General features: G+C 60.4%; 29 protein-coding genes. 26 read left to right on the top strand and 3 right to left on the bottom strand.

Annotation, left to right across the window (positions count from 1 at the left end; genetic code table 11):
• Positions 1–252: 252 nt before the first annotated feature.
• From rplB to nagA, 22 genes are all read left to right on the top strand, one after another.
• On the top strand, positions 253–1,083 hold the full coding sequence (gene rplB, locus ACMNI9_RS10775) for a 50S ribosomal protein L2 (RefSeq protein ID WP_216529463.1): 831 nt from the start codon (positions 253–255) through the stop codon (positions 1,081–1,083).
• Between the two features lie 22 nt (positions 1,084–1,105).
• Positions 1,106–1,381: a 30S ribosomal protein S19 gene (gene rpsS, locus ACMNI9_RS10770; protein WP_114567134.1), complete on the top strand. Its 276-nt coding sequence runs from the start codon at positions 1,106–1,108 to the stop codon at positions 1,379–1,381.
• 12 nt (positions 1,382–1,393) lie between these two features.
• Positions 1,394–1,735: a 50S ribosomal protein L22 gene (rplV, locus tag ACMNI9_RS10765; protein ID WP_114567135.1), complete on the top strand. Its 342-nt coding sequence runs from the start codon at positions 1,394–1,396 to the stop codon at positions 1,733–1,735.
• A 5-nt stretch (positions 1,736–1,740) separates the two neighbouring features.
• Positions 1,741–2,454, top strand: a complete 714-nt coding sequence (rpsC, locus tag ACMNI9_RS10760) for a 30S ribosomal protein S3 (RefSeq protein ID WP_114567136.1) — start codon at positions 1,741–1,743, stop codon at positions 2,452–2,454.
• On the top strand, positions 2,455–2,877 hold the full coding sequence (gene rplP / locus ACMNI9_RS10755) for a 50S ribosomal protein L16 (RefSeq protein WP_114567137.1): 423 nt from the start codon (positions 2,455–2,457) through the stop codon (positions 2,875–2,877).
• On the top strand, positions 2,878–3,072 hold the full coding sequence (rpmC, locus tag ACMNI9_RS10750; RefSeq protein ID WP_080803034.1) for a 50S ribosomal protein L29: 195 nt from the start codon (positions 2,878–2,880) through the stop codon (positions 3,070–3,072).
• Between the two features lie 28 nt (positions 3,073–3,100).
• Positions 3,101–3,361 carry a 30S ribosomal protein S17 gene (gene rpsQ, locus ACMNI9_RS10745; RefSeq protein ID WP_114567138.1) on the top strand — a complete coding sequence of 87 codons (261 nt, stop codon included), beginning with the start codon at positions 3,101–3,103 and terminating at the stop codon, positions 3,359–3,361.
• 52 nt (positions 3,362–3,413) lie between these two features.
• Positions 3,414–3,782 (top strand): 50S ribosomal protein L14, encoded by a 369-nt coding sequence (gene rplN / locus ACMNI9_RS10740; RefSeq protein WP_114567139.1) that lies wholly within the window; start codon positions 3,414–3,416, stop codon positions 3,780–3,782.
• A gap of 23 nt (positions 3,783–3,805) precedes the next feature.
• The gene (rplX, locus tag ACMNI9_RS10735; protein ID WP_181792585.1) at positions 3,806–4,117 is read left to right on the top strand and encodes a 50S ribosomal protein L24; all 312 of its coding nucleotides are present in this window, start codon (positions 3,806–3,808) and stop codon (positions 4,115–4,117) included.
• Positions 4,118–4,240: 123 nt separating this feature from the next.
• Positions 4,241–4,792 (top strand): 50S ribosomal protein L5, encoded by a 552-nt coding sequence (gene rplE, locus ACMNI9_RS10730; protein ID WP_114567141.1) that lies wholly within the window; start codon positions 4,241–4,243, stop codon positions 4,790–4,792.
• Positions 4,793–4,901: 109 nt separating this feature from the next.
• Positions 4,902–5,087, top strand: coding sequence for a type Z 30S ribosomal protein S14 (locus ACMNI9_RS10725; RefSeq protein WP_009306343.1), 186 nt, complete (start codon positions 4,902–4,904; stop codon positions 5,085–5,087).
• Positions 5,088–5,194: 107 nt separating this feature from the next.
• The gene (rpsH, locus tag ACMNI9_RS10720) at positions 5,195–5,593 is read left to right on the top strand and encodes a 30S ribosomal protein S8 (protein WP_114567142.1); all 399 of its coding nucleotides are present in this window, start codon (positions 5,195–5,197) and stop codon (positions 5,591–5,593) included.
• 16 nt (positions 5,594–5,609) lie between these two features.
• A complete protein-coding gene (gene rplF, locus ACMNI9_RS10715) occupies positions 5,610–6,149 on the top strand; it encodes a 50S ribosomal protein L6 (protein WP_114567143.1) in 540 nt (179 codons plus the stop codon).
• A 32-nt stretch (positions 6,150–6,181) separates the two neighbouring features.
• Positions 6,182–6,550: a 50S ribosomal protein L18 gene (gene rplR, locus ACMNI9_RS10710; RefSeq protein WP_114567144.1), complete on the top strand. Its 369-nt coding sequence runs from the start codon at positions 6,182–6,184 to the stop codon at positions 6,548–6,550.
• Between the two features lie 16 nt (positions 6,551–6,566).
• Positions 6,567–7,094, top strand: a complete 528-nt coding sequence (gene rpsE, locus ACMNI9_RS10705; RefSeq protein WP_114567145.1) for a 30S ribosomal protein S5 — start codon at positions 6,567–6,569, stop codon at positions 7,092–7,094.
• Positions 7,094–7,285 carry a 50S ribosomal protein L30 gene (rpmD, locus tag ACMNI9_RS10700; protein ID WP_114567146.1) on the top strand — a complete coding sequence of 64 codons (192 nt, stop codon included), beginning with the start codon at positions 7,094–7,096 and terminating at the stop codon, positions 7,283–7,285. Before rpsE ends, rpmD begins: the two co-directional genes overlap by 1 nt.
• Before the next feature lie 204 nt (positions 7,286–7,489).
• Entirely contained in the window at positions 7,490–7,939 is a 450-nt protein-coding gene (gene rplO, locus ACMNI9_RS10695) for a 50S ribosomal protein L15 (protein WP_114567147.1), read from the top strand.
• Complete coding sequence (gene secY / locus ACMNI9_RS10690; RefSeq protein ID WP_114567148.1) at positions 7,933–9,213, top strand: preprotein translocase subunit SecY; 1,281 nt, start codon at positions 7,933–7,935, stop codon at positions 9,211–9,213. The genes rplO and secY overlap by 7 nt, the downstream gene beginning before the upstream one ends.
• Before the next feature lie 663 nt (positions 9,214–9,876).
• Positions 9,877–10,503, top strand: a complete 627-nt coding sequence (locus ACMNI9_RS10685) for an adenylate kinase (RefSeq protein WP_114567149.1) — start codon at positions 9,877–9,879, stop codon at positions 10,501–10,503.
• Positions 10,504–10,636: 133 nt separating this feature from the next.
• A complete protein-coding gene (locus tag ACMNI9_RS10680; RefSeq protein ID WP_225749428.1) occupies positions 10,637–12,769 on the top strand; it encodes a cytochrome C oxidase Cbb3 in 2,133 nt (710 codons plus the stop codon).
• A 68-nt stretch (positions 12,770–12,837) separates the two neighbouring features.
• The gene (gene nagB, locus ACMNI9_RS10675) at positions 12,838–13,566 is read left to right on the top strand and encodes a glucosamine-6-phosphate deaminase (RefSeq protein ID WP_216529461.1); all 729 of its coding nucleotides are present in this window, start codon (positions 12,838–12,840) and stop codon (positions 13,564–13,566) included.
• Between the two features lie 154 nt (positions 13,567–13,720).
• The gene (nagA, locus tag ACMNI9_RS10670; protein WP_114567152.1) at positions 13,721–14,839 is read left to right on the top strand and encodes an N-acetylglucosamine-6-phosphate deacetylase; all 1,119 of its coding nucleotides are present in this window, start codon (positions 13,721–13,723) and stop codon (positions 14,837–14,839) included.
• A gap of 159 nt (positions 14,840–14,998) precedes the next feature.
• Here the strand turns inward: nagA and ACMNI9_RS10665 are convergent, their stop codons facing one another.
• The 3 genes from ACMNI9_RS10665 to ACMNI9_RS10655 are packed head-to-tail and all read right to left on the bottom strand — an operon-like array spanning position 14,999 to position 17,459.
• The gene (locus ACMNI9_RS10665; protein WP_216529460.1) at positions 14,999–15,955 is read right to left on the bottom strand and encodes a hypothetical protein; all 957 of its coding nucleotides are present in this window, start codon (positions 15,953–15,955) and stop codon (positions 14,999–15,001) included.
• Positions 15,952–16,695, bottom strand: a complete 744-nt coding sequence (locus ACMNI9_RS10660) for an ATP-binding cassette domain-containing protein (RefSeq protein ID WP_114567154.1) — start codon at positions 16,693–16,695, stop codon at positions 15,952–15,954. The genes ACMNI9_RS10665 and ACMNI9_RS10660 overlap by 4 nt, the downstream gene beginning before the upstream one ends.
• Entirely contained in the window at positions 16,683–17,459 is a 777-nt protein-coding gene (locus ACMNI9_RS10655; protein ID WP_216529459.1) for a GTP-binding protein, read from the bottom strand. The genes ACMNI9_RS10660 and ACMNI9_RS10655 overlap by 13 nt, the downstream gene beginning before the upstream one ends.
• Positions 17,460–17,655: 196 nt before the next feature.
• On the opposite strand from ACMNI9_RS10655, the gene ACMNI9_RS10650 reads away from it, so the two are divergent.
• The 4 genes from ACMNI9_RS10650 to ACMNI9_RS10635 all read left to right on the top strand — a co-directional run bounded on the left by ACMNI9_RS10650 (position 17,656) and on the right by ACMNI9_RS10635 (position 20,783).
• Complete coding sequence (locus ACMNI9_RS10650) at positions 17,656–18,276, top strand: Crp/Fnr family transcriptional regulator (RefSeq protein ID WP_216529458.1); 621 nt, start codon at positions 17,656–17,658, stop codon at positions 18,274–18,276.
• A 93-nt stretch (positions 18,277–18,369) separates the two neighbouring features.
• A complete protein-coding gene (locus tag ACMNI9_RS10645) occupies positions 18,370–19,410 on the top strand; it encodes an ABC transporter substrate-binding protein (RefSeq protein WP_418832039.1) in 1,041 nt (346 codons plus the stop codon).
• A 9-nt stretch (positions 19,411–19,419) separates the two neighbouring features.
• On the top strand, positions 19,420–20,172 hold the full coding sequence (locus ACMNI9_RS10640) for an ABC transporter permease (protein WP_225749426.1): 753 nt from the start codon (positions 19,420–19,422) through the stop codon (positions 20,170–20,172).
• Positions 20,169–20,783 carry an ATP-binding cassette domain-containing protein gene (locus ACMNI9_RS10635; protein WP_418832036.1) on the top strand — a complete coding sequence of 205 codons (615 nt, stop codon included), beginning with the start codon at positions 20,169–20,171 and terminating at the stop codon, positions 20,781–20,783. The genes ACMNI9_RS10640 and ACMNI9_RS10635 overlap by 4 nt, the downstream gene beginning before the upstream one ends.
• The last annotated feature ends 17 nt before the right edge of the window (positions 20,784–20,800 follow it).

Raw genomic sequence — 20,800 nt, 5'->3', positions numbered from 1 at the left:
CCTTGTGTTCAGGTTGTGTGCGAGGGGGACCTCGAATGGCCATCAGGAAATACTTCTTGAAACTCCTTTCGATTCTGCGTATAATTCTCGGTTGCGTCTGGTCTTTGATGGATACACCCGGGCGCGTGGCATACCGGAGTCACGGGGGCCCAGCCTCCCCAAGGTTCCCGGAGGCAATCGGAGCCACGAAGAGACAAAGGGTTTTCGGTGTACGGAGAGGCGTGCGAGCGATAACCCGCAGAAAGGAAAGAAATGGGAGTCAAACAGTACAAGCCGACCAGCCCCGGCCGACGCTTCCAGACGGTCTCGGATTTTGCCGAGATCACGACGGACAAGCCGGAGAAGTCCCTGCTTGCGCCTCTGTCTAACAAGGCAGGTCGCAACAACTACGGCCGCATCACCACCCGTCACCAGGGTGGCGGCAACAAGCGCCGTTACCGCATCATCGACTTCAAGCGCAACAAGGACGGCGTGCCCGCGAAGGTCGCTACCATCGAGTACGACCCGAACCGCTCGGCCCGCATCGCTTTGCTGCACTACGTCGACGGCGAGAAGCGTTACATCCTGCACCCGAAGGGGCTGCGCGTGGGCGATATGGTCATGAGCGGCGTTGAGGCTGACATCAAGCCGGGCAACGCTTTGCCGCTGGCCAGCATCCCCGTCGGTACGCTCATCCACGCGGTTGAGCTGCAGCCGGGCAAGGGCGCGGCTATCGCTCGTTCCGCCGGTACCAGCATCCAGCTCATGGGCAAGGAGGGCAACTACGCCATCCTGCGCATGCCTTCCTCCGAAATGCGCCGCGTGCTCATCACCTGCCGCGCAACGGTGGGCGAAGTGGGTAACGCCGAGCACTCGAACATCAAGATCGGCAAGGCCGGCCGCAACCGTTGGAAGGGCATCCGTCCCTCCGTCCGCGGTACCGTCATGAACCCGGTCGACCACCCGCACGGCGGCGGCGAGGGCAAGAACAAGTCCGCTGGTCGTCACCCGGTCACTCCGTGGGGCGTTCCCACGAAGGGCCATCGCACCCGCAATCCCAAGAAGGCTTCGAGCCGCTTGATCATCCGCCGTCGCAAGAAGTAGCGCAAAGCGTTAAGGAGTAATAGTGAGTAGAAGTTTGAAGAAGGGTCCTTTCGTTGAACCGCGCCTTCTCGGTCGTATCGAGGCAATGAACGCGGCGGGCGAGAAGAACGTCATCAAGACCTGGTCGCGCTCGAGCACCATCTTCCCGGACATGGTGGGTCACACCATCGCCGTCCATGATGGCCGCAAGCATGTGCCGGTATACGTTACGGAATCCATGGTCGGCCACAAGCTGGGCGAATTCGCCCCGACCCGCACGTTCAAGGGTCACTCCGCCGACAAGGGCAAGAAGAAATAGAAGGGGTGAACAATGGAAGCTAAAGCTACTGCACGCTACGTCCGCGTTTCGCCCCGTAAGGCGCGCATCGTTATCGATCTGATCCGCGGCAAGTCTGTGCCTGCTGCTCGCGAGATCCTGCTGTTCTCGGACCGCGCTATCGCCGAGGTCGTCGCCAAGGTGCTCGACTCCGCTGTGGCCAACGCCGAGAACCAGCATCACGTGCGTCCCGAGACGCTCGTCGTGAAGACGGCCTTCGCCGACGAAGGCCCCACGTACAAGCGCATTCGTCCGCGCGCTAAGGGTTCCGCGTCGCGCATTCGCAAGCGCACGAGCCACATCACCATCATCGTTGCACCGCGAGAGGAGGCATAAGCCGCATGGGTCAGAAAGTAAGCCCCACCGGGTTCCGCCTTGGCATCACCGAGGAATGGCGTAGCCGCTGGTACGCCGACAAGGATTACGCCAAGAACCTGGAAAACGACTTGGCCATCAGGAAGTTCCTGGACAAGCACCTCGCTCGTGCCGCCGTCTCCAAGGTTGAGATCGAGCGCGCCGGCGACAAGATCAAGATCATCATCACGACCGCTCGTCCGGGCGTTGTGATCGGCAAGAAGGGCGCCGAGATCGATTCTCTGCGCAAGAAGCTGGAGAAGGTTGCCAACGGCCCCGTCAGCATCGAGGTCATCGAGGTCAAGCGCCCCGAGCTCGACGCCGAGCTGATCGCTCAGTCCGTGGCCGAGCAGCTGGTGGGCCGCGTTGCCTTCCGTCGCGCTATGCGCAAGGCTGTTCAGTCCGCCCGCAAGAGCGGCGCCAAGGGCATCCGTATCCAGTGCTCCGGCCGTCTGGGCGGCGCTGAGATGAGCCGTCGCGAGTGGTATCGCGAGGGTCGCGTGCCGCTGCACACGCTGCGTGCCAAGATCGACTACGGTTTCGCCACCGCTGCTACCACGATGGGCTCCATCGGCGTGCAGGTGTGGGTGTACCACGGCGAAGTGATGCCTGGCCAGAAGGCGCCGCAGCCGGCGCTCGAGGGCAGCTCCCGTCCGAGCCGTCCCCGTCGCAACGATCGTAACGATAGGAGGGCGAAGTAAATGCTCGTACCTAAGCGCGTTAAGCACCGCAAGGTGCAGCGTGGCTCCATGAAGGGCCAGGCCAAGGGCGGTACCCGCCTGAATCACGGCGAATACGGCATCCAGGCGCTTGAGGCTCATTGGATCACCAACCGCCAGATCGAGGCCGCTCGTATCGCCATGACCCGTCACATGAAGCGTGGCGGTAAGGTTTGGATCACCATCTTCCCGGACAAGCCGATCACGAAGAAGCCGGCTGAAACCCGCATGGGTTCCGGCAAGGGCAACCCCGAGGCGTGGGTCGCGGTCGTTAAGCCCGGCCGCATCATGTTCGAAATCGCCGGCGTCGACGAGGAAACCGCCAAAGAGGCGCTTCGTCTGGCCATCAACAAGTTGCCCATCAAGTGCAAGATTGTTTCCAAGGAAACGGAAGGGCAGGAATAAATGAAAGCAGCAGAGATCCGTGAGCTGTCTGCCGACGATTTGCAGGCGAAACTCAAGGAAGCGCGCGCGGAGCTTTTCAACCTGCGCTTCCAGATGGCTACGAGCCAGCTTGACAACACCGCCCGCGTGAAGCAGGTCAAAAAGGACATCGCACGCATTCAGACCGAAATGCGCGCCCGCGAGCTGAACGCTTAGGCTTGTCGGTAAGGAAGGTTGGATATACATGAGCGAAGATCGCAACTCCCGTAAGGTCCGTCAGGGCGTCGTCGTAAGCGCCGTGAACGACAAGACCTGCGTGGTGCTAGTCAAGGAGCGCAAGCCGCATCCGGTGTACGGCAAGATGATGACGACGACGAAGAAGTTCCACGCCCACGACGAGAACAACGAGGCTGGCGTCGGCGATACCGTCCAGATCATGGAGACCCGTCCGCTGTCTAAGATGAAGCGCTGGCGTCTGGTGAAGATCGTCGAGAAGGCCAAGTAGTCAGGGGCGAATATTCGCTTCAGACTACCGAGATGAAAGTTAGGTTAAAGCAATGATTCAGATGCAAACCATGCTCGCAGTGGCCGACAACTCCGGCGCTCGCAAGGTGCAGTGCATCAAGGTCCTGGGCGGCTCTAAGCGCCGTTACGCAGGACTGGGCGATGTCATCATCTGCAGCGTCAAAGAAGCGGCGCCGAACACCAACGTCAAAAAGGGCGATGTGGTGCGCTGCGTGGTCGTGCGCGTGAAGAAGGAAGTGCGCCGCAACGACGGTAGCTATATCAAGTTCGACCAGAACGCCGCCGTGCTCATCGATACGAACGGTGCCCCCCGCGGCACGCGTATCTTCGGGCCCGTTGCTCGCGAGCTGCGCGACAAGAAGTACATGAAGATCGTGTCCCTGGCACCTGAGACGCTCTAAGGAGGTGTGCGCCAATGAATAGCATGAACATCAAAAAGGGCGATAAGGTGAAGGTCCTGTCCGGCAAGGACAAGGGCAAGGAATCCACGGTTCTTCACGCTCTTCCGCAGAAGCAGCGCGTGGTCGTCGAGAAGGTCGGCGTCGTCAAGAAGGCGCTGCGTCCGACGCAGCAGAACCCCCAGGGCGGTATCGCGTCCGTCGAGGCTCCCATCCACGTGTCGAACGTGATGCTGGTGTGCCCGGCCTGCAAGCAGCCCACCCGCGTGTCCAAGCGTGTCACCGACGAGGGCAAGAAAGTCCGCGTCTGCAAGAAGTGCGGCAAGGATATCGACTAGAATAAGCAACGGAGGAGCCGCGGCGGCAACGCCGGGCCCCTCCGAGGTTATGGCCCCGGCCGAATTCGGCTAGGGACGCAGGGTCGGAAATCCTGCGTTTAATTCATCGAAAGGATTGAAAGCATGACTGCTCCTCGTTTGAAGGAAAAGTACAACACCGAGATCGTTGCCAAGCTCGAGAAAGAGCTGGGCGTCGACAACATCAACAAGGTTCCGCGTCTTGAGAAGATCGTCGTGAACATGGGCGTGGGCGCCGCTGCCGGCGACCACAAGCTGCTCGACTCCGCCATGAACGACATGCGCATCATCACGGGCCAGCAGCCCTGCGTGACGCGTGCCAAGAAGTCCATCGCAGGCTTCCATGTGCGCGAGGGCCAGCCTATCGGTTGCAAGGTCACGCTGCGCGGCGACCGCATGTGGGAGTTCCTGGATCGTCTGCTGGCGACCGCTCTTCCCCGTGTGCGCGACTTCCGCGGCATTTCCCCGACCAGCTTCGACGGTCGCGGCAACTACACGATGGGCATCACCGAGCAGCTGATCTTCCCCGAGATCGACTACGACAAGGTCGACCGTACGCGCGGCATGGACATCACGTTCGTGACCACGGCGGAAGAAAACGATGCTGCCTTCGCGCTGCTCGATGCGCTGGGCTTCCCGTTCAAGGATAAGGAATAACACTCTCGTTGTCCGTCCTAAGGCCGCTGGTTCGGCGGTCTGCGTTGAAACGTGCTCTCGAGCCTTCCGATTAAGCCAGGAAGGCTGGATATAAGAAAGAAGGATTTGCATGGCTAAGAAATCGATGGTCGCCAAGGCCAAGCGCGAGCCGAAGTTCTCGACGCGCCAGCACAATCGCTGCACGCGCTGCGGACGTCCCCGCGCCTACTACCGCAAGTTCGGCCTGTGCCGTGTCTGCTTGCGCGAGCTGGCCAACAAAGGCGAACTGCCCGGCGTGACCAAAGCTTCGTGGTAAGCCACAGGTAAAGGTACGCATGGGTGTGCCACGGTTCAGGCGGAGGCGTTATGGGCGCCGACGAACCGAACCGCTCGGCTCATCACGAACCAAAGGAGAAATCAACTATGACCATGACCGACCCTATCGCAGACATGCTTACGCGCGTGCGTAACGCAAACTCTGCCGGCAAGACGACGGTTTCCATGCCGTCGAGCAAGAAGCTTGTCGAGATCGCCCGCATCATGCAGGAAGAGGGCTATGTCCAGGGCTATGACGTGATCGACGGCGAGCCGCGCGCTACGCTCGAGATCACGCTCAAGTACGGTGACAAGAAGGCCAAGACCATCCGCGGCATCAAGCGCATTTCCAAGCCGGGTCTGCGCATCTACGCCGGCAAGGATGAGCTGCCCCGCGTCCTCGGCGGCCTCGGCACTGCCATCATCTCGACGAGCAACGGCGTGATGACCGACCGCGATGCCCGCAAAAAGGGCATCGGCGGCGAAGTCGTCGCGTACATCTGGTAGGAAAGGGAGGTTTGATATGTCTCGTATCGGCAAACAGCCCGTTACCGTTCCTGCCGGCGTCGAAGTGATCATCGACGGCAACGCCGTGACGGTGAAGGGCCCGAAGGGCGAGCTCGCACGCGAGTTCAGCCCCATGATGACCATCGTTCAGGAAGGCGAGGAGATCATCGTTTCTCGCCCCAACGACAGCCGCGAAGCGAAGAGCCTGCACGGTCTTACGCGTACGCTCGTCTCCAACATGGTGGAGGGCGTTTCGAACGGGTATTCCAAGAAGCTGCAGCTCGTCGGCGTTGGCTACCGTGCCGCGCTCAAGGGCAAGGATCTCGAAATGCAGCTGGGATTCTCCCATCCGGTGCTGGTAGAGGCCCCCGAGAACATCACGTTCGAGGTGCCGAGCCAGACCGAGATCATCGTGTCCGGTATCAGCAAGGAGCAGGTCGGCCAGGTGGCGGCGAACATCCGCAAGTGGCGTAAGCCGGAACCCTACAAGGGCAAGGGCATTCGCTACGAGGGCGAGCACGTCCGCCGCAAGGTTGGCAAGGCTGGCAAGGACTAGGCGCGCGAGCGTAACTGATCGAAGGGATTATCATGAAGAAGCTTCAGAAAAAGCAAGCTGCGCTGGCTCGCCGCCATCGTCGCGTGCGCGGGAAGATCTCCGGCACGCCGGTTCGCCCCCGCCTCTGCGTTACGCGCAGCAACAGCAACATCTACGTGCAGTTCGTCGACGACGTCGCCGGCAAGACCCTGTGCGGCGTTTCCACGCTCGGTCCGGACTTCAAGGCCACGGGCAAGAGCGGCGCGACCGTCGAGGGCGCTGCTGCCCTGGGCGAGATCGCTGGCAAGAAGGCACAGGACGCCGGTATTACGGAGGTCGTGTTCGATCGTGGCGGCAACCTGTATCACGGGCGCATCAAGGCTTTGGCCGATGCTGCTCGCGAAGCAGGCCTGAAATTCTAGAAGGGGTAAATGTCTTATGGCTCGTAACAAACAAGACAACGCCGCGGTCCCCGAGCTCCAGGAGCGCGTCGTCTACATCAACCGCGTGTCCAAGGTCGTCAAGGGTGGCCGCCGCTTCGCGCTGACCGCGCTTGTGGTGGTTGGCGACGGCAACGGTCGCGTCGGCGTGGGCATGGGCAAGTCCCAGGAAGTGCCCATCGCCATCAAGAAGGGCGTCGAGGACGCGAAGAAGAACATGTTCACCGTGCCTCTGACCGCCGAGAAGACGCTTCCGCACGAGATCATCGGCGAGTTCGGCGCTGGTCGCGTGCTCATCAAGCCGGCTACGCCCGGTACCGGCGTTATCGCTGGCGGCGCTGCTCGTGCCGTCATGGAGCTGGCTGGCGTGACCGACGTGCTCACCAAGTCGCTGGGCACTGACAACGTCATGAACGTGGTCAAGGCCACCGCCGAGGGTCTCAAGAACATGGAGAGCCCCCAGGAGGTTGCTGAGCGTCGCGGCCTGTCCGTTGCTCAGATCTACGGCTGGAAGGAGCAGAAATAATGGCAGAAGCTAAGAAGACGCTGCGCATCACGCAGGTCAAGAGCGCCATTGGCTACAAGAAGGATCAGGGTGCCACGCTGCGCGCCCTCGGTCTTGGCAAGATCAACCGCTCGGTCGAGCAGGTGGACAATGATTGCGTCCGCGGCATGATCTTCAAGATCAAGCACCTCGTCGAGGTTGAAGAGATCTAAACTACGGTGCGTCGGCTCTTGGCCGGCGCACTTGCATCCTGCGCGAACAAATCCTCGCGCAGGATGCTCTGCATTGCGCTACAATGCTTGATTGGCGCTTCGGGAGAATACGAGGCGTCAATCAAGCTGTTATTGGAAGTTTGTTGGCGGCGAGCTGCCAACACCGGATGAACGATCCGGAAAAGCGACAGAAGGAGAAACAACATGGAACTCAAAGATCTTAAGCCGGCAGAAGGCTCCCGCAAGGCCCGCAAGCGCGTTGGCCGTGGCCCCGCATCCGGTACCGGCAAGACGTCCGGCCGCGGTATGAACGGTCAGAAGTCCCGTGCCGGCGGCGGCAAGGGCGTTGGCTTCGAGGGTGGCCAGACTCCGCTCGCGCGTCGTCTGCCGAAGCTGCCTGGCTTCAAGAACATCAACCATGTCGAGTACCTGCCCGTCAACGTCAAGCGTCTCGAGGAAGTCTTCGAGGCTGGCGACGTGGTGGACGGCGAGAGCCTGAAGGCCAAAGGCGTTATCAAGCATGCTGACGCGCTGGTGAAGGTTCTGGGCGACGGTGAGATCACGAAGGCCCTGACGATCAAGGTTGACAAGGTGTCTGCTTCCGCCAAGGCGAAGATCGAGGCGGCTGGAGGAAAGGTCGAAGAGCCTTGCTAAGCTCTATCATCGATGCATTCAAGGTACCTGAGCTGCGCAAGAAGATCTTGTTCACGCTCGGCATCCTCGCGCTGTATCGTTTCGGCGCGTATGTGCCGGTGCCTGGCATCCCCTTCAACGAGTTCGCGCATTCGTTCGCTGATTCGGGTGTGTCCATGACCATGCTCGACCTGTTCACCGGAGGCGCGTTGTCGAACTTCTCGGTGTTCTCGTTGGGCATCATGCCTTACATCACTGCATCGATCATCATGCAGTTGATGCAGGGCGTCATTCCTGCCGTAGGGCGTTGGGCGAAGGAGGGCGAGACCGGTCGTCGCAAGATCACGCAGGTCACGCGTTACCTGACGCTGGGCTTGGGCCTGATCAACGCCATCGGCTACCTGCTGCTGTTCAAGTCTCCTCAGTACGGCGTGGTGTTCTCGACCGAGATCCCCGAATTCGTGACCGACATTCTGGTTGTGTTCACGCTTGTGGCGGGTACGGCGTTCATCATGTGGATGGGCGAGCTTATCACGCAGCGCGGCGTGGGCAACGGCATGTCGCTCATCATCTTCGTGAGCATCGTGAGCCGCGTGCCTTCCGCTATCTTCTCGTCGGTGAACCTGTCGGCCGATACGGCCATGGGCATCGCGGTAACGGCGCTTATCGTGCTGGTGGTTCTGGCGTGCATTCCTGCGATTATCTTCGTGGAGCGTGCGCAGCGCCGCATCCCGGTGAACTACGCCAAGCGCGTGCAGGGTCGCAAGATGATGGGCGGACAGTCCACCTACATTCCCTTGAAGGTGAATGCGGCGGGCGTTATCCCGATCATCTTCGCAAGCTGCTTGATCTACTTCCCGGCTCAGCTGGCGGCGCTCTTCAACGTCGAATGGCTGACCATGGTGGCCGACGCCATCTCGTCTGGCTGGGTGAACTGGATCCTGACGGTGCTGCTGATCGTGTTCTTCGCGTATTTCTACACCTCGATGGTGTTCAACCCGGACGAGACGGCCGACAATCTGCGCAAGCAGGGCGGCTTCATTCCGGGCGTGCGTCCCGGTTCCGCTACGGTTACGTACATTAAGAACGTGCTGCATCGCGTGACGTTGCCGGGCGGCATCTTCATCGCGGTCATCGCAGTGGTGCCTACGATTATCTTCCACTTCACGGGCAACACGCTGGTTCAGGCGTTCGGCGGCACGTCGATCCTCATCATGATCGGCGTTGCTCTCGACACTATGAACAAGGTGGAGAGTCAGTTGAAGATGCACAACTACGACGGCTTCTTCAAGTAGTCCGTTCTTGCAAGATAAACGCCCCGGTCAGATGTTTGGCCGGGGCGTTTTTTGTTGCAGCCCCTCTCTCGTGTACGGGGTTTGTACAAGATTTCGATGCACGATGCACGATGCTTGTCGCCCGCTGCAGACAGCTCGCCGCCCGCTGCCAACTGCCGTCGAGTCGCATGCGACCGCCCTGCATGCGACCGCCCTGCATGCAACCGCCCTGCATGCAACCGTCCCGCATGCAACCGCCCCTTGTGCACGAAAAACCGCTCCCGCTGGCAGGTTCTGACGGTTTGAGGTCGCTGCAGTGCGCCCTGCTCGCGCTGCCGTTTTCCCTATTTTCTGTTTTGCCTGGTCACAGCGTTGGGCCGTCGCATCGCACTTCCTCGGGCGTTCGTCTTGTCGGGTCAAACGACCCCAAACCGTCAGAACCTGCCAGCGGGAGCGGTTTTTCGCGCGCAAGCGTCTTGCGGTTCGACCCGCGAGCACCCGAGCTTCAAGAACGCTCGAAGTTTCGCTGGGGCACGGGTGAAAATGCTCGACAGCCCGACGCTGATGACAGGTTGCCAGATTGTTGAGAACCGGCAACCTGTCTTTCTGTTGAAATATGCGCAGCTCTCTAAGCGGTTTGGTACAATACGGCGCATCGATTGTAAGTCGAAAGGAAATCACATCATGAACATCGTGTTGTTGGGCGCGCCGGGCGCTGGCAAGGGAACGCAGGCTGCCAAGCTGGTCGAAGAGTTCGGTACGCCGCACATCTCGACGGGCGACATGCTGCGCGCGGCCGTGAAGGCCGGCACGCCGTTGGGCAAGAAGGCTAAGTCCTACATGGACGCAGGCGACCTGGTGCCCGACGAGGTCATCATCGGTCTGGTGACCGAGCGCTTGCAGGATCCCGATACCGAGAAGGGTTTTATCCTGGACGGTTTCCCGCGCACATCCGCGCAGGCCGTTGCGCTTGACGCCGAGCTTTCCAAGCTGGAGCGCCCGCTTGACGCCGCCCTGCTTATCGACGTCGATTTCGAGGTGATCGTGAAGCGCCTGACCTCGCGTCGCATGTGCCGTGAGTGCGGCTACATCGGTACGGCTACCGACGCTTCCTGCCCGAAGTGCTCCGGCGAGATGTACCAGCGCGATGACGACAACGAGGCTACGGTGCGCAACCGCTTGGATGTGTACGAGAAGTCCACGTCTCCGCTCATCGACTACTACCGCGGCTGCGATCTGCTGGTGTCCATCGACGGCGATCGCGATGCCGATGTCGTCTACGCTGACGTCAAACAGGCGCTCGAACTGTAACATCTGCGCGACTTTCTCGTGGTATTGCCGACGGATGGGGCCTGATCTGCCCCATCCGTTGTTTTTTCCTCTATAATCCTGTCTCATCATGCCAACCGTACGAAGCAACATAGCCTACGCTTACGGCACCTTCATGCGCTCTCATCGAGCGACGGTTCGTCATATAGTGAAAAGCGTGCTGTCTATTCTTGCCATCGCGCTTCTGCTCGAAACGTTTCTGTTCAACATCAACTACTTCACGTCCGCCGGGTACAACACCATCTCGCTGAACGACAAGCTTCAGCTGCGCGAAACCACGGACGACCAGTACCAGATCACCGCCGTGAACAACGTGTTGGAGTTCTCGAACCTCAATACCGAGGTTCACAACATTTGGCTCAACTTCGATTACCGCCAGCCCGCTCAGGAACTGACCGTCAAAATCCAGTTTACCGACGAGGCGCACCATACGTACTTCGATTCGACCGAGTACACGGTGGGCGTTCCCAACGTTGCGGTGTCCACGTTGTCGGATCAGAGCGAATACATCAACTTGAATACCACGGGCCTCGTGGGCAATTTGCGCATTGAAGTTGTGGGGGATGAGGTTCAGTATCCCATCAAGCTATCCGATCTGTGCTTGAACGCGCATCATCCTTTCGATTTCAACACCACGCGCTTCATTATCACTGCGGGGCTGCTGGCTCTTGCATTTGCGTTCCGGCCTCGCTCCGCCATCTACCGCATGCGCATCGTCGACGAGCCGCGCACGTCGAAGGCCGTGATCGTCGCCACCGTGGCCATCGAGATATGTCTGCTCAGCTCATTCCTTTTCCTGGGGTCGAACCTGGTCGGCGTGGCTACCAAGGACTACAACAGCGGTTCGTGGGACGGCGTAAGCCTGGTAAACTCCTTCGAAGTGGGCGGCGACAACGCGCAGCAGTATGCAGAGCTTGCGAAGGCTATGGCGCGCGGTCAGCTGTACCTTGAAGAGGAGCCGCCTCAGTGGCTGCAGGACATGAGCGACCCGTACGACAAGGGCGCGCGCGACGAAGCGCAGAAGGAGACAGGGGAGAAGTACCTCTTCGACGTTGCCTATCATGACGGGCATTACTACGTGTATTTCGGCGTGGTTCCGGTGCTGCTGTTCTATCTGCCGTTCTATTTGCTCACCGGCGCCAACTTCCCAACGGCCATCGGCGTGCTTATTGCGGTGATCGCGTTCGTGCTTGGGTGCTCGGCGCTGCTCGATCGCTTTGCGCGCTACCATTTCAAGCGGGTGAGCTTGGGCTTGTACCTGCTTCTGCAGATTCCCCTGGTTATGTGCTGCGGGGTGCTCTACCTGCTGAAATTCCCGACGTTCTATTCGCTGCCCATCGCGCTGGGCTTGGCGTTCTCGGTATGGGGCCTGTACTTCTGGATGAAGGGGCGCGCGTCTGCTCGTCCGGAGAAATGGTACCTGCTCGGGTCGCTTTGCATGGCGCTGGTGGCTGGCTGCCGACCGCAGCTGCTGGTGCTGTCTTTGCTGGCGTTTCCGTTGTTCTGGCGTCCGTACATCACGAAGCGCCGGTTGTTCTCGCCGCAGGGCGCGCGCGAGTTCGCCTGCCTCATAGGGCCTTACCTGGTGGTGGCTGCCGGTCTGATGGGATACAACTACGCGCGGTTCGGATCGCTCACCGACTTCGGGGCCAACTACAACCTTACCGTGAACGACATGACCAAGCGCGGTTGGAACATCGGTCGTTTGGCGCCGGCGCTGTTCGCGTATTTCCTGCAACCCCCTAGCGTGACGGGCGTGTTTCCGTATCTGCAAGCTGCGCCGTTCGACACCACGTACATGGGGCAAACCATCAAGGAAGCCACGTTCGGCGGCATCCTGGCGTGCCTGCCCGTCTTGTGGGTGCTTCCGTTCGCGAAGCGCATCTTGCAGCTGCGCATCAGCCAGCGCTCGACGCGCACCATAGCGGGCGTGATTATCGTACTGCTTTTCGGCGGCGTCATCGTAGCGGTTGCCGATGCCCAGATGGCGGGCATCCTGCAGCGTTACTTCGCCGACTTCAGCTTCATGTTCTTGGCAGCCGTGGTGCTGCTGGTCTTTATCGTGAACGAGAACCTAACCCCGGGCACCACCACGCAGAACCTGCTTATGAAGGTGCTGTTGACGTTGGTGACCGTTTCGGTTTTGTACAGCGCGCTGCTGTGCTTCGTGCCGGAGACGGGTTGGTACTCCGACGTGTACGATTGGGCGTACCGGAACATCATCGAAACCGCGCAGTTCTGGACCTAGCGTCCAGTGACGGCAAGCGCGACGACGTGGAGCCGTCGCGACCCTATTGTCCGAGAAGGGAATGCAGAGTGAACATCATCATCGCCGACACGTACGAAGAAATGAGCCGCAAAGCAGCCGACGTCATTGCCGATTGCCTCGCGAAGGACCCGTCCTGCGTGCTGGGCTTGGCAACCGGTTCCACGCCGATCGGGCTGTACGCCGAGCTGGTGCGCGATTGCGAAGCGGGCAAGATCAGCTTCGCTGACGCGACGACGTTCAACTTGGACGAGTATCGCGGGCTGGATCCTCGGCATGACCAAAGCTACCGGTACTTCATGCAGCAGAACTTGTTCGACCATGTGAACGTGGACGTTGCGCGCACGCACGTGCCCGATGGCTCCAACCCGGACGCCGATGCTGCGTGCGCGGCGTACGAAGAGGCCATCGCCCAGGCGGGCGGCGTCGACTTGCAGCTTCTGGGCCTGGGCCACAACGGCCATATCGGCTTCAACGAGCCGTGCGACTGCTTCCCGGTTGACACGCACGTGGTCGAACTGACGGAAAGCACCATCCAGGCCAACAGCCGCCTGTTCGATTCCATCGACGAGGTTCCGCGCGAGGCGTACACCATGGGCATCGGCACCATCATGCGCGCCGCCAAGGTGCTGGTAGTGGCGAACGGCGAGGGCAAGGCGCAGATCGTGCGCGATGCCTTCTTCGGCCCCGTCACGCCGCAGGTTCCGGCCTCGGTGCTGCAGCTGCATCCGGACGTGACGGTGATCGTCGACAAGGAAGCCGGTGCGCTGCTCGGGTAGGTTGGACTTCGGGCTGCGGGGCGCTCGCGCTTTTGCGCGAAGGGCTTGCGGCGGCTTGCTCAGTGCATGAAACGGGATCTCTGCTTGCTTGGTGGAGATCCTTTTCTTTTACCCCGCGGGTGCGAGAATGGGCGAAAACGGAAAGGATGAAGTTATGATCATAACGGGAGGAAAGGTATTCGACGGGGCTGGGTTCGTCGAACGCGAGGTTGCCGTGGTCGGCGAGCGATTCGCAGACGCTGCCGCTGGCGATGCTTCGGTTGTCGATGCGACGGGCTGCTACGTGATCCCCGGTTTGGTGGACGTGCATTTCCACGGATGCAAGGGCCACGACTTCTGCGAAGGGACCGAGGAGGCTTTCGACGTGCTGGCGCGCTACGAGGCCTCGCGCGGCGTGACGGCCATCTGTCCTGCCACGATGACGTACCCGGAAGAGGTGCTGGCTCCCGTGATGGACTGCGCCGCCGCGTACGAGGCGAAGCCCGATGGGGCGGCACTTGTGGGCATCAACATGGAGGGCCCGTACATCTCTCCGGGCAATATCGGCGCGCAGAATCCGGCGTACCTGCATGGACCCGATGTCGCTATGTTCGGGCGCTTGCAGGATCGTTCGGGCGGTCTGATCAAGCTGGTGGACGTAGCCCCCGAGGTTCCCGGGGCTTTGGAGTTCATCGAGGCAACGGCTCCGTCGGTGCGCGTGTCGATCGCTCACACGAAAGCGGATTACGAAGTTGCGCGCGCGGCTATCGAGGCGGGCGCGCGTCACATGACGCACCTATGCAACGCCATGCCCTCGCTGCATCATCGCGAACCGGGTCCCATCGCTGCGGCGTTCGACTGCCCGGACGTGACGCCCGAGCTGATTGCCGACGGCGTGCATATCCATCCCGCTATGGTGCGCTTGTTGTTTGCTGCGTTCGGGGACGATCGCATGATCCTGATCAGCGACTCCATGATGGCCGCGGGCATGCCGGACGGCACGTACACCCTGGGGGGGCAGGACGTTACCGTGCGCGGCAACCGCGCTACGCTTGCCGACGGAACGATTGCGGGATCGAACACCGATCTTATGAGCTGCGTTCGCGTGGCGGTGAAGGACATGGGCGTATCGTTGGCAAGCGCGGTGAAGGCGGCTTCGGTCAATCCGGCGCGTGCTATCGGCATCGATGACGAGCGAGGCGGCATTCAGCCGGGAAAGATCGCCGACGCCGTTGTGCTCGACGAAGATCTCAATGTTCGTCACGTCGTGCTGCGGGGTCGCCTGCTTTCGTAGAGCAGCCAAGGCGGGGCTGGCGAGGCGTACGGCAGCCGATGAGGCTGCTGCGGTGGGGCGGAGCGTGCGAGGCGAGGGCGGCGGCCCGTTTCCAGGTCTCGCCTCGCCCCGCCTGCCGCCGCCTCCTGTCTGGCCAAGCTCGACCGGGTCTCGAGAAATCTAGCCGATCACCTCGGCCGAGGGAATGTGCTGGCGGTAGAGTTCGTAGAACGTGCGGGAGTCGAGCGCGTCGATGAACGATTGACTGACGGTGAGGCAGGCATCCGCGTCGTCTTGAGTCGACGCGTGCTCGAGCGGTTGCTGCGGACATGCTACAAGGTCGCCGTTGGCCGCGTAGAAGTCGAGCAGTTCCTCGGATAGCAGCTCGCGGCATACGCGGCGCGCAACGCTCTCTTCGACTGACGTGCGCGCGCAAAAGTACGATGGCAGCAATACGGGTCCCTCGTGCGACGCTTCGAAGAACGAGTCGGTCCCGTCAGCCCGCAAGGCGTACAGCGAGGGGACCAAGGCGAAATCCGCTTCTTTGGTGCGGGCGGCCTTGAACGCTCTGATGGGCATCGCAGTAACGGTGCAGCGTTGCAGCAGCTCTTCCGCAACGGCCTTGCCGTAGCGCTCCCATACGGATTTCACCAGGATCTTTCCAGCCGAGTTGTCGATTCCCCCGAACGCTACGCGCGCGTTGCGAACCAGGGTGGGCAGAGGATCGTTCGGGATGGGCGATCCGCCGTACAGCACAAGCGGAATGGCAACTACGGGAAGCAGCTGGTCGGTGCGCTTTACAGCCTGCACGACGGCGGTGCTTTTGAGCGGGAGCCAGGTTGCGCAGTCGTGCAGAGGCCCCAGCGCATCGAACACCTTCGCGCACTCGAACACCTCCAGATCGGCCGACACGATAAGGTCGGGCATCTGCGCTCCGTCGCGTGCGAGGTAGGCGGCCATGTGCTCGTCGTATCCAAGTCCGAAAAAACGCACGACCAGATGTATACCTTCGCTTCGCAGGCGTTCTTGCAGGTTCGCAAGGTAGGCTTTCTCGAAGTTGTGCAGAATGCAGATGTGGTTCCAGTACAGCGTAACGGTTACGGGCTCTTTGCTGGAGCGTTCGTTCGATTCGTTCATGCGAGTGCTTCTCCTGTTCTCAGGGCGCTTTGGAGCGCCTTGGTTTGACGGTAGGCTTGATGAAGGCGGGCCTCCAGCTGCTCTTCGGCAGTTGTGCGGGTGCGGACGCAAGAGACGGCTCCACCCGCCATGACGATGCGTGTATCGGCCAGAAGCGCCGTATGCGGGTCATGCGTGACCACCAGCACGAGCTTGCGCGCATCAAGGAGGGCTTCGAACGCCGCCTCCTTGTCGATTCCTGCATTCTCTATCTCGTCGACCAGGACGACGGGGCTGTTGCAAACAAGCGCGATGTCGGCAATCATGAGCGCTCTGGTTTGTCCGCCTGATAGCAGGTTGAGGTTGCAGGCGGCGTCGATGCGCTCGGGCGTAATGCGGTTTGCCAGCTCGAGCACTTCGGGCGCGCTTGCGCTTGAGGCGCGACAGGCGCGATGCAGCTCGATGAACTGGTCAACGGAAACGTCCAAGACGAAGCGCATGTTTTGGCTCAGATGCGCAATGAGCGATCCGGAGTAGGAGCGACGTTGCTCTTTTCGAGGGGCGTCGCCGTCTACGAGGACGCTTCGCTTGGTGGGGGAGTCTCCTTGGACAAGCTGTTCGATGTCCTTGATGAAGCGGGTTTTGCCCGATCCGGTGTTGCCGACGATGGCGTACAGTCCGCCTGTGTGCAATTCGATGCGGTCGAACCGTTCGGGCTTTTCGTGCTTGTCGGTTCCGGGAAGTACGGTTATCTCATGCATGGACTGCCGCCTTCCTGGTAAGCGGCCAGCGGCGCTCTTTGGCATGACGTGCTTTTGCCCGGTGCCGCCGGTTGGTCTTCGAAGGTCATTTTACCCACGACGCCCTGTTGAAACGCCGATCCTACCCGGCGTTCTCCCACGCAATACGAGCAAACTCCGGACGGCATCGTGTGGCGCAGCGTGTCTCCCTCAAGCGTGGGCGGAGGTGCTTGCTCCATGATCCAGTCGCACAATTCGTCGACTCCGTAGCCGGCAAGCCCGTCGATGGCGAACACGGCGGCATGCGGATTGATACGTGCGATGTTCGCGCAGACGATCTCCCGCTCTGCCTGGGACACCATGTCGGTTTTCGACACCACGACGAAGTCCGCCTGCGTAAGCATGGGCCCTAGATGCTCGGGCGCCTTGCAGCTGGCCGTCCCGTCCACCACGCATCCTGCCAACATGTTTCGAGTGGCAGGGGAGCAGCGGTGGCAAAGGCCGGCGGTTTCTATGAGCAGGCATGAAGCGTTTTGGTTGCGCGACCACTCCCAGAGGTCGGCAAGGTTGGAGACCAGAAAATGGTCGGGGCATATATCGCCGCTGATTCCCGATACAGCAGGCAAGCCGAGTCCTGCGAACACGTGACGGTCTTCATCCGATATGCAATCGATCTTGCACAGGGCGGGCGGACAGCCCCGTTGCGCCAACGTGGGCGCCGCCCATCGAAGAACGGCGGTTTTTCCGACTGCCGATGATCCGCTGAACAGAACTACCTTGTCCATGCATCCTCCCGTCTTTCATTGCTCGGTTTCGGTCTAAGGCGCAACGCTTGCGCTCTACGATGGCGGTTTCCTCCAAGATCGTCAGTATCAAGTGAGACGCTTTCGCTAAAAAAGTTTTCCAAAGTTAACTATTTTGTGGTGTAATGAGCCTTGGTAGGTGCCGTTTGCTGAACGTCGGAAGGAGGTGAGTCATACGGTGGCTGACATTGCGAAAGCGCTGGAGCACTCCGAGCTGTTGCGCGATGTTCGAATCGACCCGCAGCGCGTGCGTGCGAAACGGTTGCGCACCGGCCAGATGGTGGTTGATCGAGCGGGCGACGTTTCCTGCGTCGGATTGGTCCTGCGAGGAGTGATCGACGTGTACAGCGTTGCGTTCGACGGGTGCGAAATCAGACTGTCTTCCCTGTACGAAGGGGAGATGTTCGGAATATGCAATCTGTTTGCCCCTAACGACTTGACGACGGTGCTGCGCAGCCGCAAAGGCTCGGACGTGCTGTTCATTCCCAAAGAGTACTTGATCGAGTTGATGAACAACGACGGCGAGCTGATGTCACGCTACCTGGTGCTCTGCAACAGCAAGATTCAGTTCCTTTTGCGCCGCATCGAAGAGCTGACCATGCAGACGTCGCGCATGAAGCTGCTGAGTTATCTGCGCGATCGCGCGACATGCGACGGACTGGTCATGTTTGAGGGAACTCGCGAAGAAATGGCTCGTTACCTGGGAATAAGCAGAGCGACGCTCTTTCGCGAAATCGCTCACCTGAAACGCGAGGGAAGCGTGGTTTCCCGCGGAAACGATCTGTACGTGCGAACGTGAGGTGCAGCCATGTGCGAACTTCCCTTGGCGCGCGGTCGTTCAGGTGATTCCATAGGCGCTTTCGAATCGGAAAAACAAGAGAAAGAGGTTTTCATGGTACTGAAGAAGGTTTGGGCGTTTGCGGCCGCTATGGCCCTGAGCGCCTTTATGCTGGCAAGCTGCGCTTCGGGCGGCGCCTCCGCGCCCTCGGCGGGAACCGAAGAAGGCGCTTCTGCGGAAGCGGCTGCTCCGGTTGACGCGCGCGCGGTTGCGCTGAAGGGCCCCACGGCTATGGGCTTGGTGAAGTTCATGGACCAGGTTGACAAAAGCGAGGCGACCGACAACAACTATTCGTTCGATATCGCTGCGTCGGTTGACGAGGTAGTTCCCAAGATAGCCAAGGGCGAGGTCGACATCGCAGCCGTGCCCGCGAACCTGGCATCGGTTCTGTACAACAACACTAACGGCGAGGTGCGAGTTCTGGCCATCAATACGCTGGGCATCCTGTACATCTGCGAAACCGGAAACTCCGTGCAGACCGCAGCCGATCTGAAGGGCAAGACCATCTACGCCGCGGGCAAGGGTGCAACGCCGGAGTATGCTCTTTCCTATATCCTGGAAAGCAATGGGCTTGTGCCTGGTCAAGACGTGACCATCGAATGGAAGAGCGAGCATGCCGAATGCATCGCAGCTATGGCTCAGAACCCCGATGCTATCGCCATGCTTCCCCAGCCCTTTGTGGCGGCGGCCCAGGCGAAGAACGCCGACATTCGCGTTGCGCTTGACCTGACCAAGGAATGGGACGCGCTGCAAAAAGATGCAAGCGCCCCGAGCGCGCTGGTAACCGGCGTAGCGGTTGCGCGTGCGTCGTTCATCGAGGAGAACCCCCAGGCGGTGCAGGCGTTCATGGAGCATTACCGCGAGTCGGTTGATTTCGTCAACGCCAACGTCGACCAGGCCGCCGCTTTGGTGGGATCGTACGACATCGTTCCCGAGGGCGTTGCGAAGAAGGCTTTGCCGGGGTGCAACATCGTGTTTTTGAGCGGCTCCGACATGAAGGACAAGCTGTCCGGCTACCTGAACGTGCTGTCCCAGCAAAATCCCCAGTCGGTTGGCGGCTCGCTTCCCGCTGACGACTTCTACTACGGGGCGTAAGGGGCTTACGTGACGGGCAAAGCGCTCGGTATCGTATTCCCGGTGGCGTTTTGGCTGATCGTGTGGCAAGTTGCCAGCATGGCGATAGCCCAGGAGGTGCTGTTGGTGTCTCCTGTGGCTGTTGCCATGCGCTTGGCGGAGCTGGTGCAGACCGTGGATTTCTGGGGCTCGATAGCCGTATCCCTTTCTCGTATTGCCGTAGGGTTTTTGCTGGCTATGGTGCTGGGCACCTTGCTGGCGGCGCTGTCCTCCCGCTTTCAGTGGGTGCGTCGCTTGCTGGCGCCGCTTGTGCAGGCTGTCAAAGCCGTGCCTGTGGCTTCGTTCGTCATCCTGGTGCTCATTTGGGTGTCATCTGCCAACCTGTCGATCGTCATCTCGTTTCTGATGGTGTTTCCCCTGGTGTACGCTAATGTTCTGGAGGGCATCCGGCAGGTTGATCCGCAGCTTTTGGAAATGGCCCAGGTGTTTGACCTAAGCCCTCTTGCACGGTTGCGCTACCTGTACTGCTCTCAAGTGCTGCCGTACTTTCAGGCAGCAAGCTCGCTTGCTCTTGGCATGTGCTGGAAGGCGGGTATTGCCGCAGAGGTCATCGGGCTTCCCAGTTTCTCCATCGGCGAGCGTCTTTACGATGCGAAAGTCTACCTGAACACCCCTGATCTGTTCGCATGGACGGTTGTCATCGTCCTCATCAGCCTGGTGTTCGAGCGGTCGTTCGCGAAGCTGCTTGCACAGGCCGTGGCGAAGGTGGAGGAGATGCGATGAGGTTTGTCGACGTGACGAAATCCTATGGGAACACCGTTGTCATGCAAGGATTTTCGGCGGATCTTCAAGACGGTGCGGTTCACTGTATTCTAGGGCCGTCGGGGTGCGGGAAAACCACCTTTCTCAGGTTGGTGCTTGGGCTTGAGCAACCCGATCAAGGGCTTGTCGAGAAGGCGGACGATGCTCGATGCGTTGCCGTGTTCCAAGAGGACAGGCTCTGTGAAAACCTCAGCATTTCCGCGAACATACGCTTGCCGCACGGACGGCTTGATCCGCAGGCGCGGGAGGTGCTGCGTTTCGATATGGAACGTTTGCTGGACAAGGTGGGCTTGGCCGGATTGGCTGGACGTCCGGTGCATGCGCTTTCGGGCGGCATGAAAAGACGGGTCGCTTTGCTGCGAGCCGTCATGGCGCCAAGCAGCGTTATCGTGTTCGACGAGCCCCTTAAGGGCCTTGACGGCGAAACGAAGCGCCGCGTTATGGAAGTTCTCGAACCCTTGCTCGAAGCAAAGACCGTGCTTTGGGTGACGCATGATCCGGCTGATCAGGCGTACTTCGAATCCCCTTACGTATGGACCATGTCTTCCGGATCCTTGCGAAGGCGAGGGTGAAACGAAACGGGAAAAAG

The sequence above is a fragment of the Paraeggerthella sp. genome, from assembly GCF_048427265.1.
GTDB lineage: Bacteria > Actinomycetota > Coriobacteriia > Coriobacteriales > Eggerthellaceae > Paraeggerthella > Paraeggerthella hominis.
The sequence above is the reverse complement of the archived record's forward strand: the minus strand, read 5'-3'. Positions and strand labels throughout refer to the sequence as shown.

Bases quoted from the DNA above. Each gene is read 5' to 3' on its own strand.
- rplP (WP_114567137.1), top strand. From the start codon at position 2,455: ATGCTCGTACCTAAGCGCGTTAAGCACCGCAAGGTGCAGCGTGGCTCC.
- rpsH (WP_114567142.1), top strand. From the start codon at position 5,195: ATGACCATGACCGACCCTATCGCAGACATGCTTACGCGCGTGCGTAAC.
- rplN (WP_114567139.1), top strand. From the start codon at position 3,414: ATGATTCAGATGCAAACCATGCTCGCAGTGGCCGACAACTCCGGCGCT.
- rpmD (WP_114567146.1), top strand. From the start codon at position 7,094: ATGGCAGAAGCTAAGAAGACGCTGCGCATCACGCAGGTCAAGAGCGCC.
- rpsE (WP_114567145.1), top strand. From the start codon at position 6,567: ATGGCTCGTAACAAACAAGACAACGCCGCGGTCCCCGAGCTCCAGGAG.
- rplX (WP_181792585.1), top strand. From the start codon at position 3,806: ATGAACATCAAAAAGGGCGATAAGGTGAAGGTCCTGTCCGGCAAGGAC.
- ACMNI9_RS10655 (WP_216529459.1), bottom strand. From the start codon at position 17,459: ATGGACAAGGTAGTTCTGTTCAGCGGATCATCGGCAGTCGGAAAAACC.
- ACMNI9_RS10645 (WP_418832039.1), top strand. From the start codon at position 18,370: ATGGTACTGAAGAAGGTTTGGGCGTTTGCGGCCGCTATGGCCCTGAGC.
- ACMNI9_RS10725 (WP_009306343.1), top strand. From the start codon at position 4,902: ATGGCTAAGAAATCGATGGTCGCCAAGGCCAAGCGCGAGCCGAAGTTC.
- rplV (WP_114567135.1), top strand. From the start codon at position 1,394: ATGGAAGCTAAAGCTACTGCACGCTACGTCCGCGTTTCGCCCCGTAAG.
- rpsQ (WP_114567138.1), top strand. From the start codon at position 3,101: ATGAGCGAAGATCGCAACTCCCGTAAGGTCCGTCAGGGCGTCGTCGTA.
- rplF (WP_114567143.1), top strand. From the start codon at position 5,610: ATGTCTCGTATCGGCAAACAGCCCGTTACCGTTCCTGCCGGCGTCGAA.
- ACMNI9_RS10665 (WP_216529460.1), bottom strand. From the start codon at position 15,955: ATGAACGAATCGAACGAACGCTCCAGCAAAGAGCCCGTAACCGTTACG.
- rpmC (WP_080803034.1), top strand. From the start codon at position 2,878: ATGAAAGCAGCAGAGATCCGTGAGCTGTCTGCCGACGATTTGCAGGCG.
- rplE (WP_114567141.1), top strand. From the start codon at position 4,241: ATGACTGCTCCTCGTTTGAAGGAAAAGTACAACACCGAGATCGTTGCC.
- rplR (WP_114567144.1), top strand. From the start codon at position 6,182: ATGAAGAAGCTTCAGAAAAAGCAAGCTGCGCTGGCTCGCCGCCATCGT.
- ACMNI9_RS10685 (WP_114567149.1), top strand. From the start codon at position 9,877: ATGAACATCGTGTTGTTGGGCGCGCCGGGCGCTGGCAAGGGAACGCAG.
- ACMNI9_RS10660 (WP_114567154.1), bottom strand. From the start codon at position 16,695: ATGCATGAGATAACCGTACTTCCCGGAACCGACAAGCACGAAAAGCCC.
- ACMNI9_RS10635 (WP_418832036.1), top strand. From the start codon at position 20,169: ATGAGGTTTGTCGACGTGACGAAATCCTATGGGAACACCGTTGTCATG.
- rplB (WP_216529463.1), top strand. From the start codon at position 253: ATGGGAGTCAAACAGTACAAGCCGACCAGCCCCGGCCGACGCTTCCAG.
- rpsC (WP_114567136.1), top strand. From the start codon at position 1,741: ATGGGTCAGAAAGTAAGCCCCACCGGGTTCCGCCTTGGCATCACCGAG.
- rplO (WP_114567147.1), top strand. From the start codon at position 7,490: ATGGAACTCAAAGATCTTAAGCCGGCAGAAGGCTCCCGCAAGGCCCGC.
- ACMNI9_RS10680 (WP_225749428.1), top strand. From the start codon at position 10,637: ATGCGCTCTCATCGAGCGACGGTTCGTCATATAGTGAAAAGCGTGCTG.
- nagA (WP_114567152.1), top strand. From the start codon at position 13,721: ATGATCATAACGGGAGGAAAGGTATTCGACGGGGCTGGGTTCGTCGAA.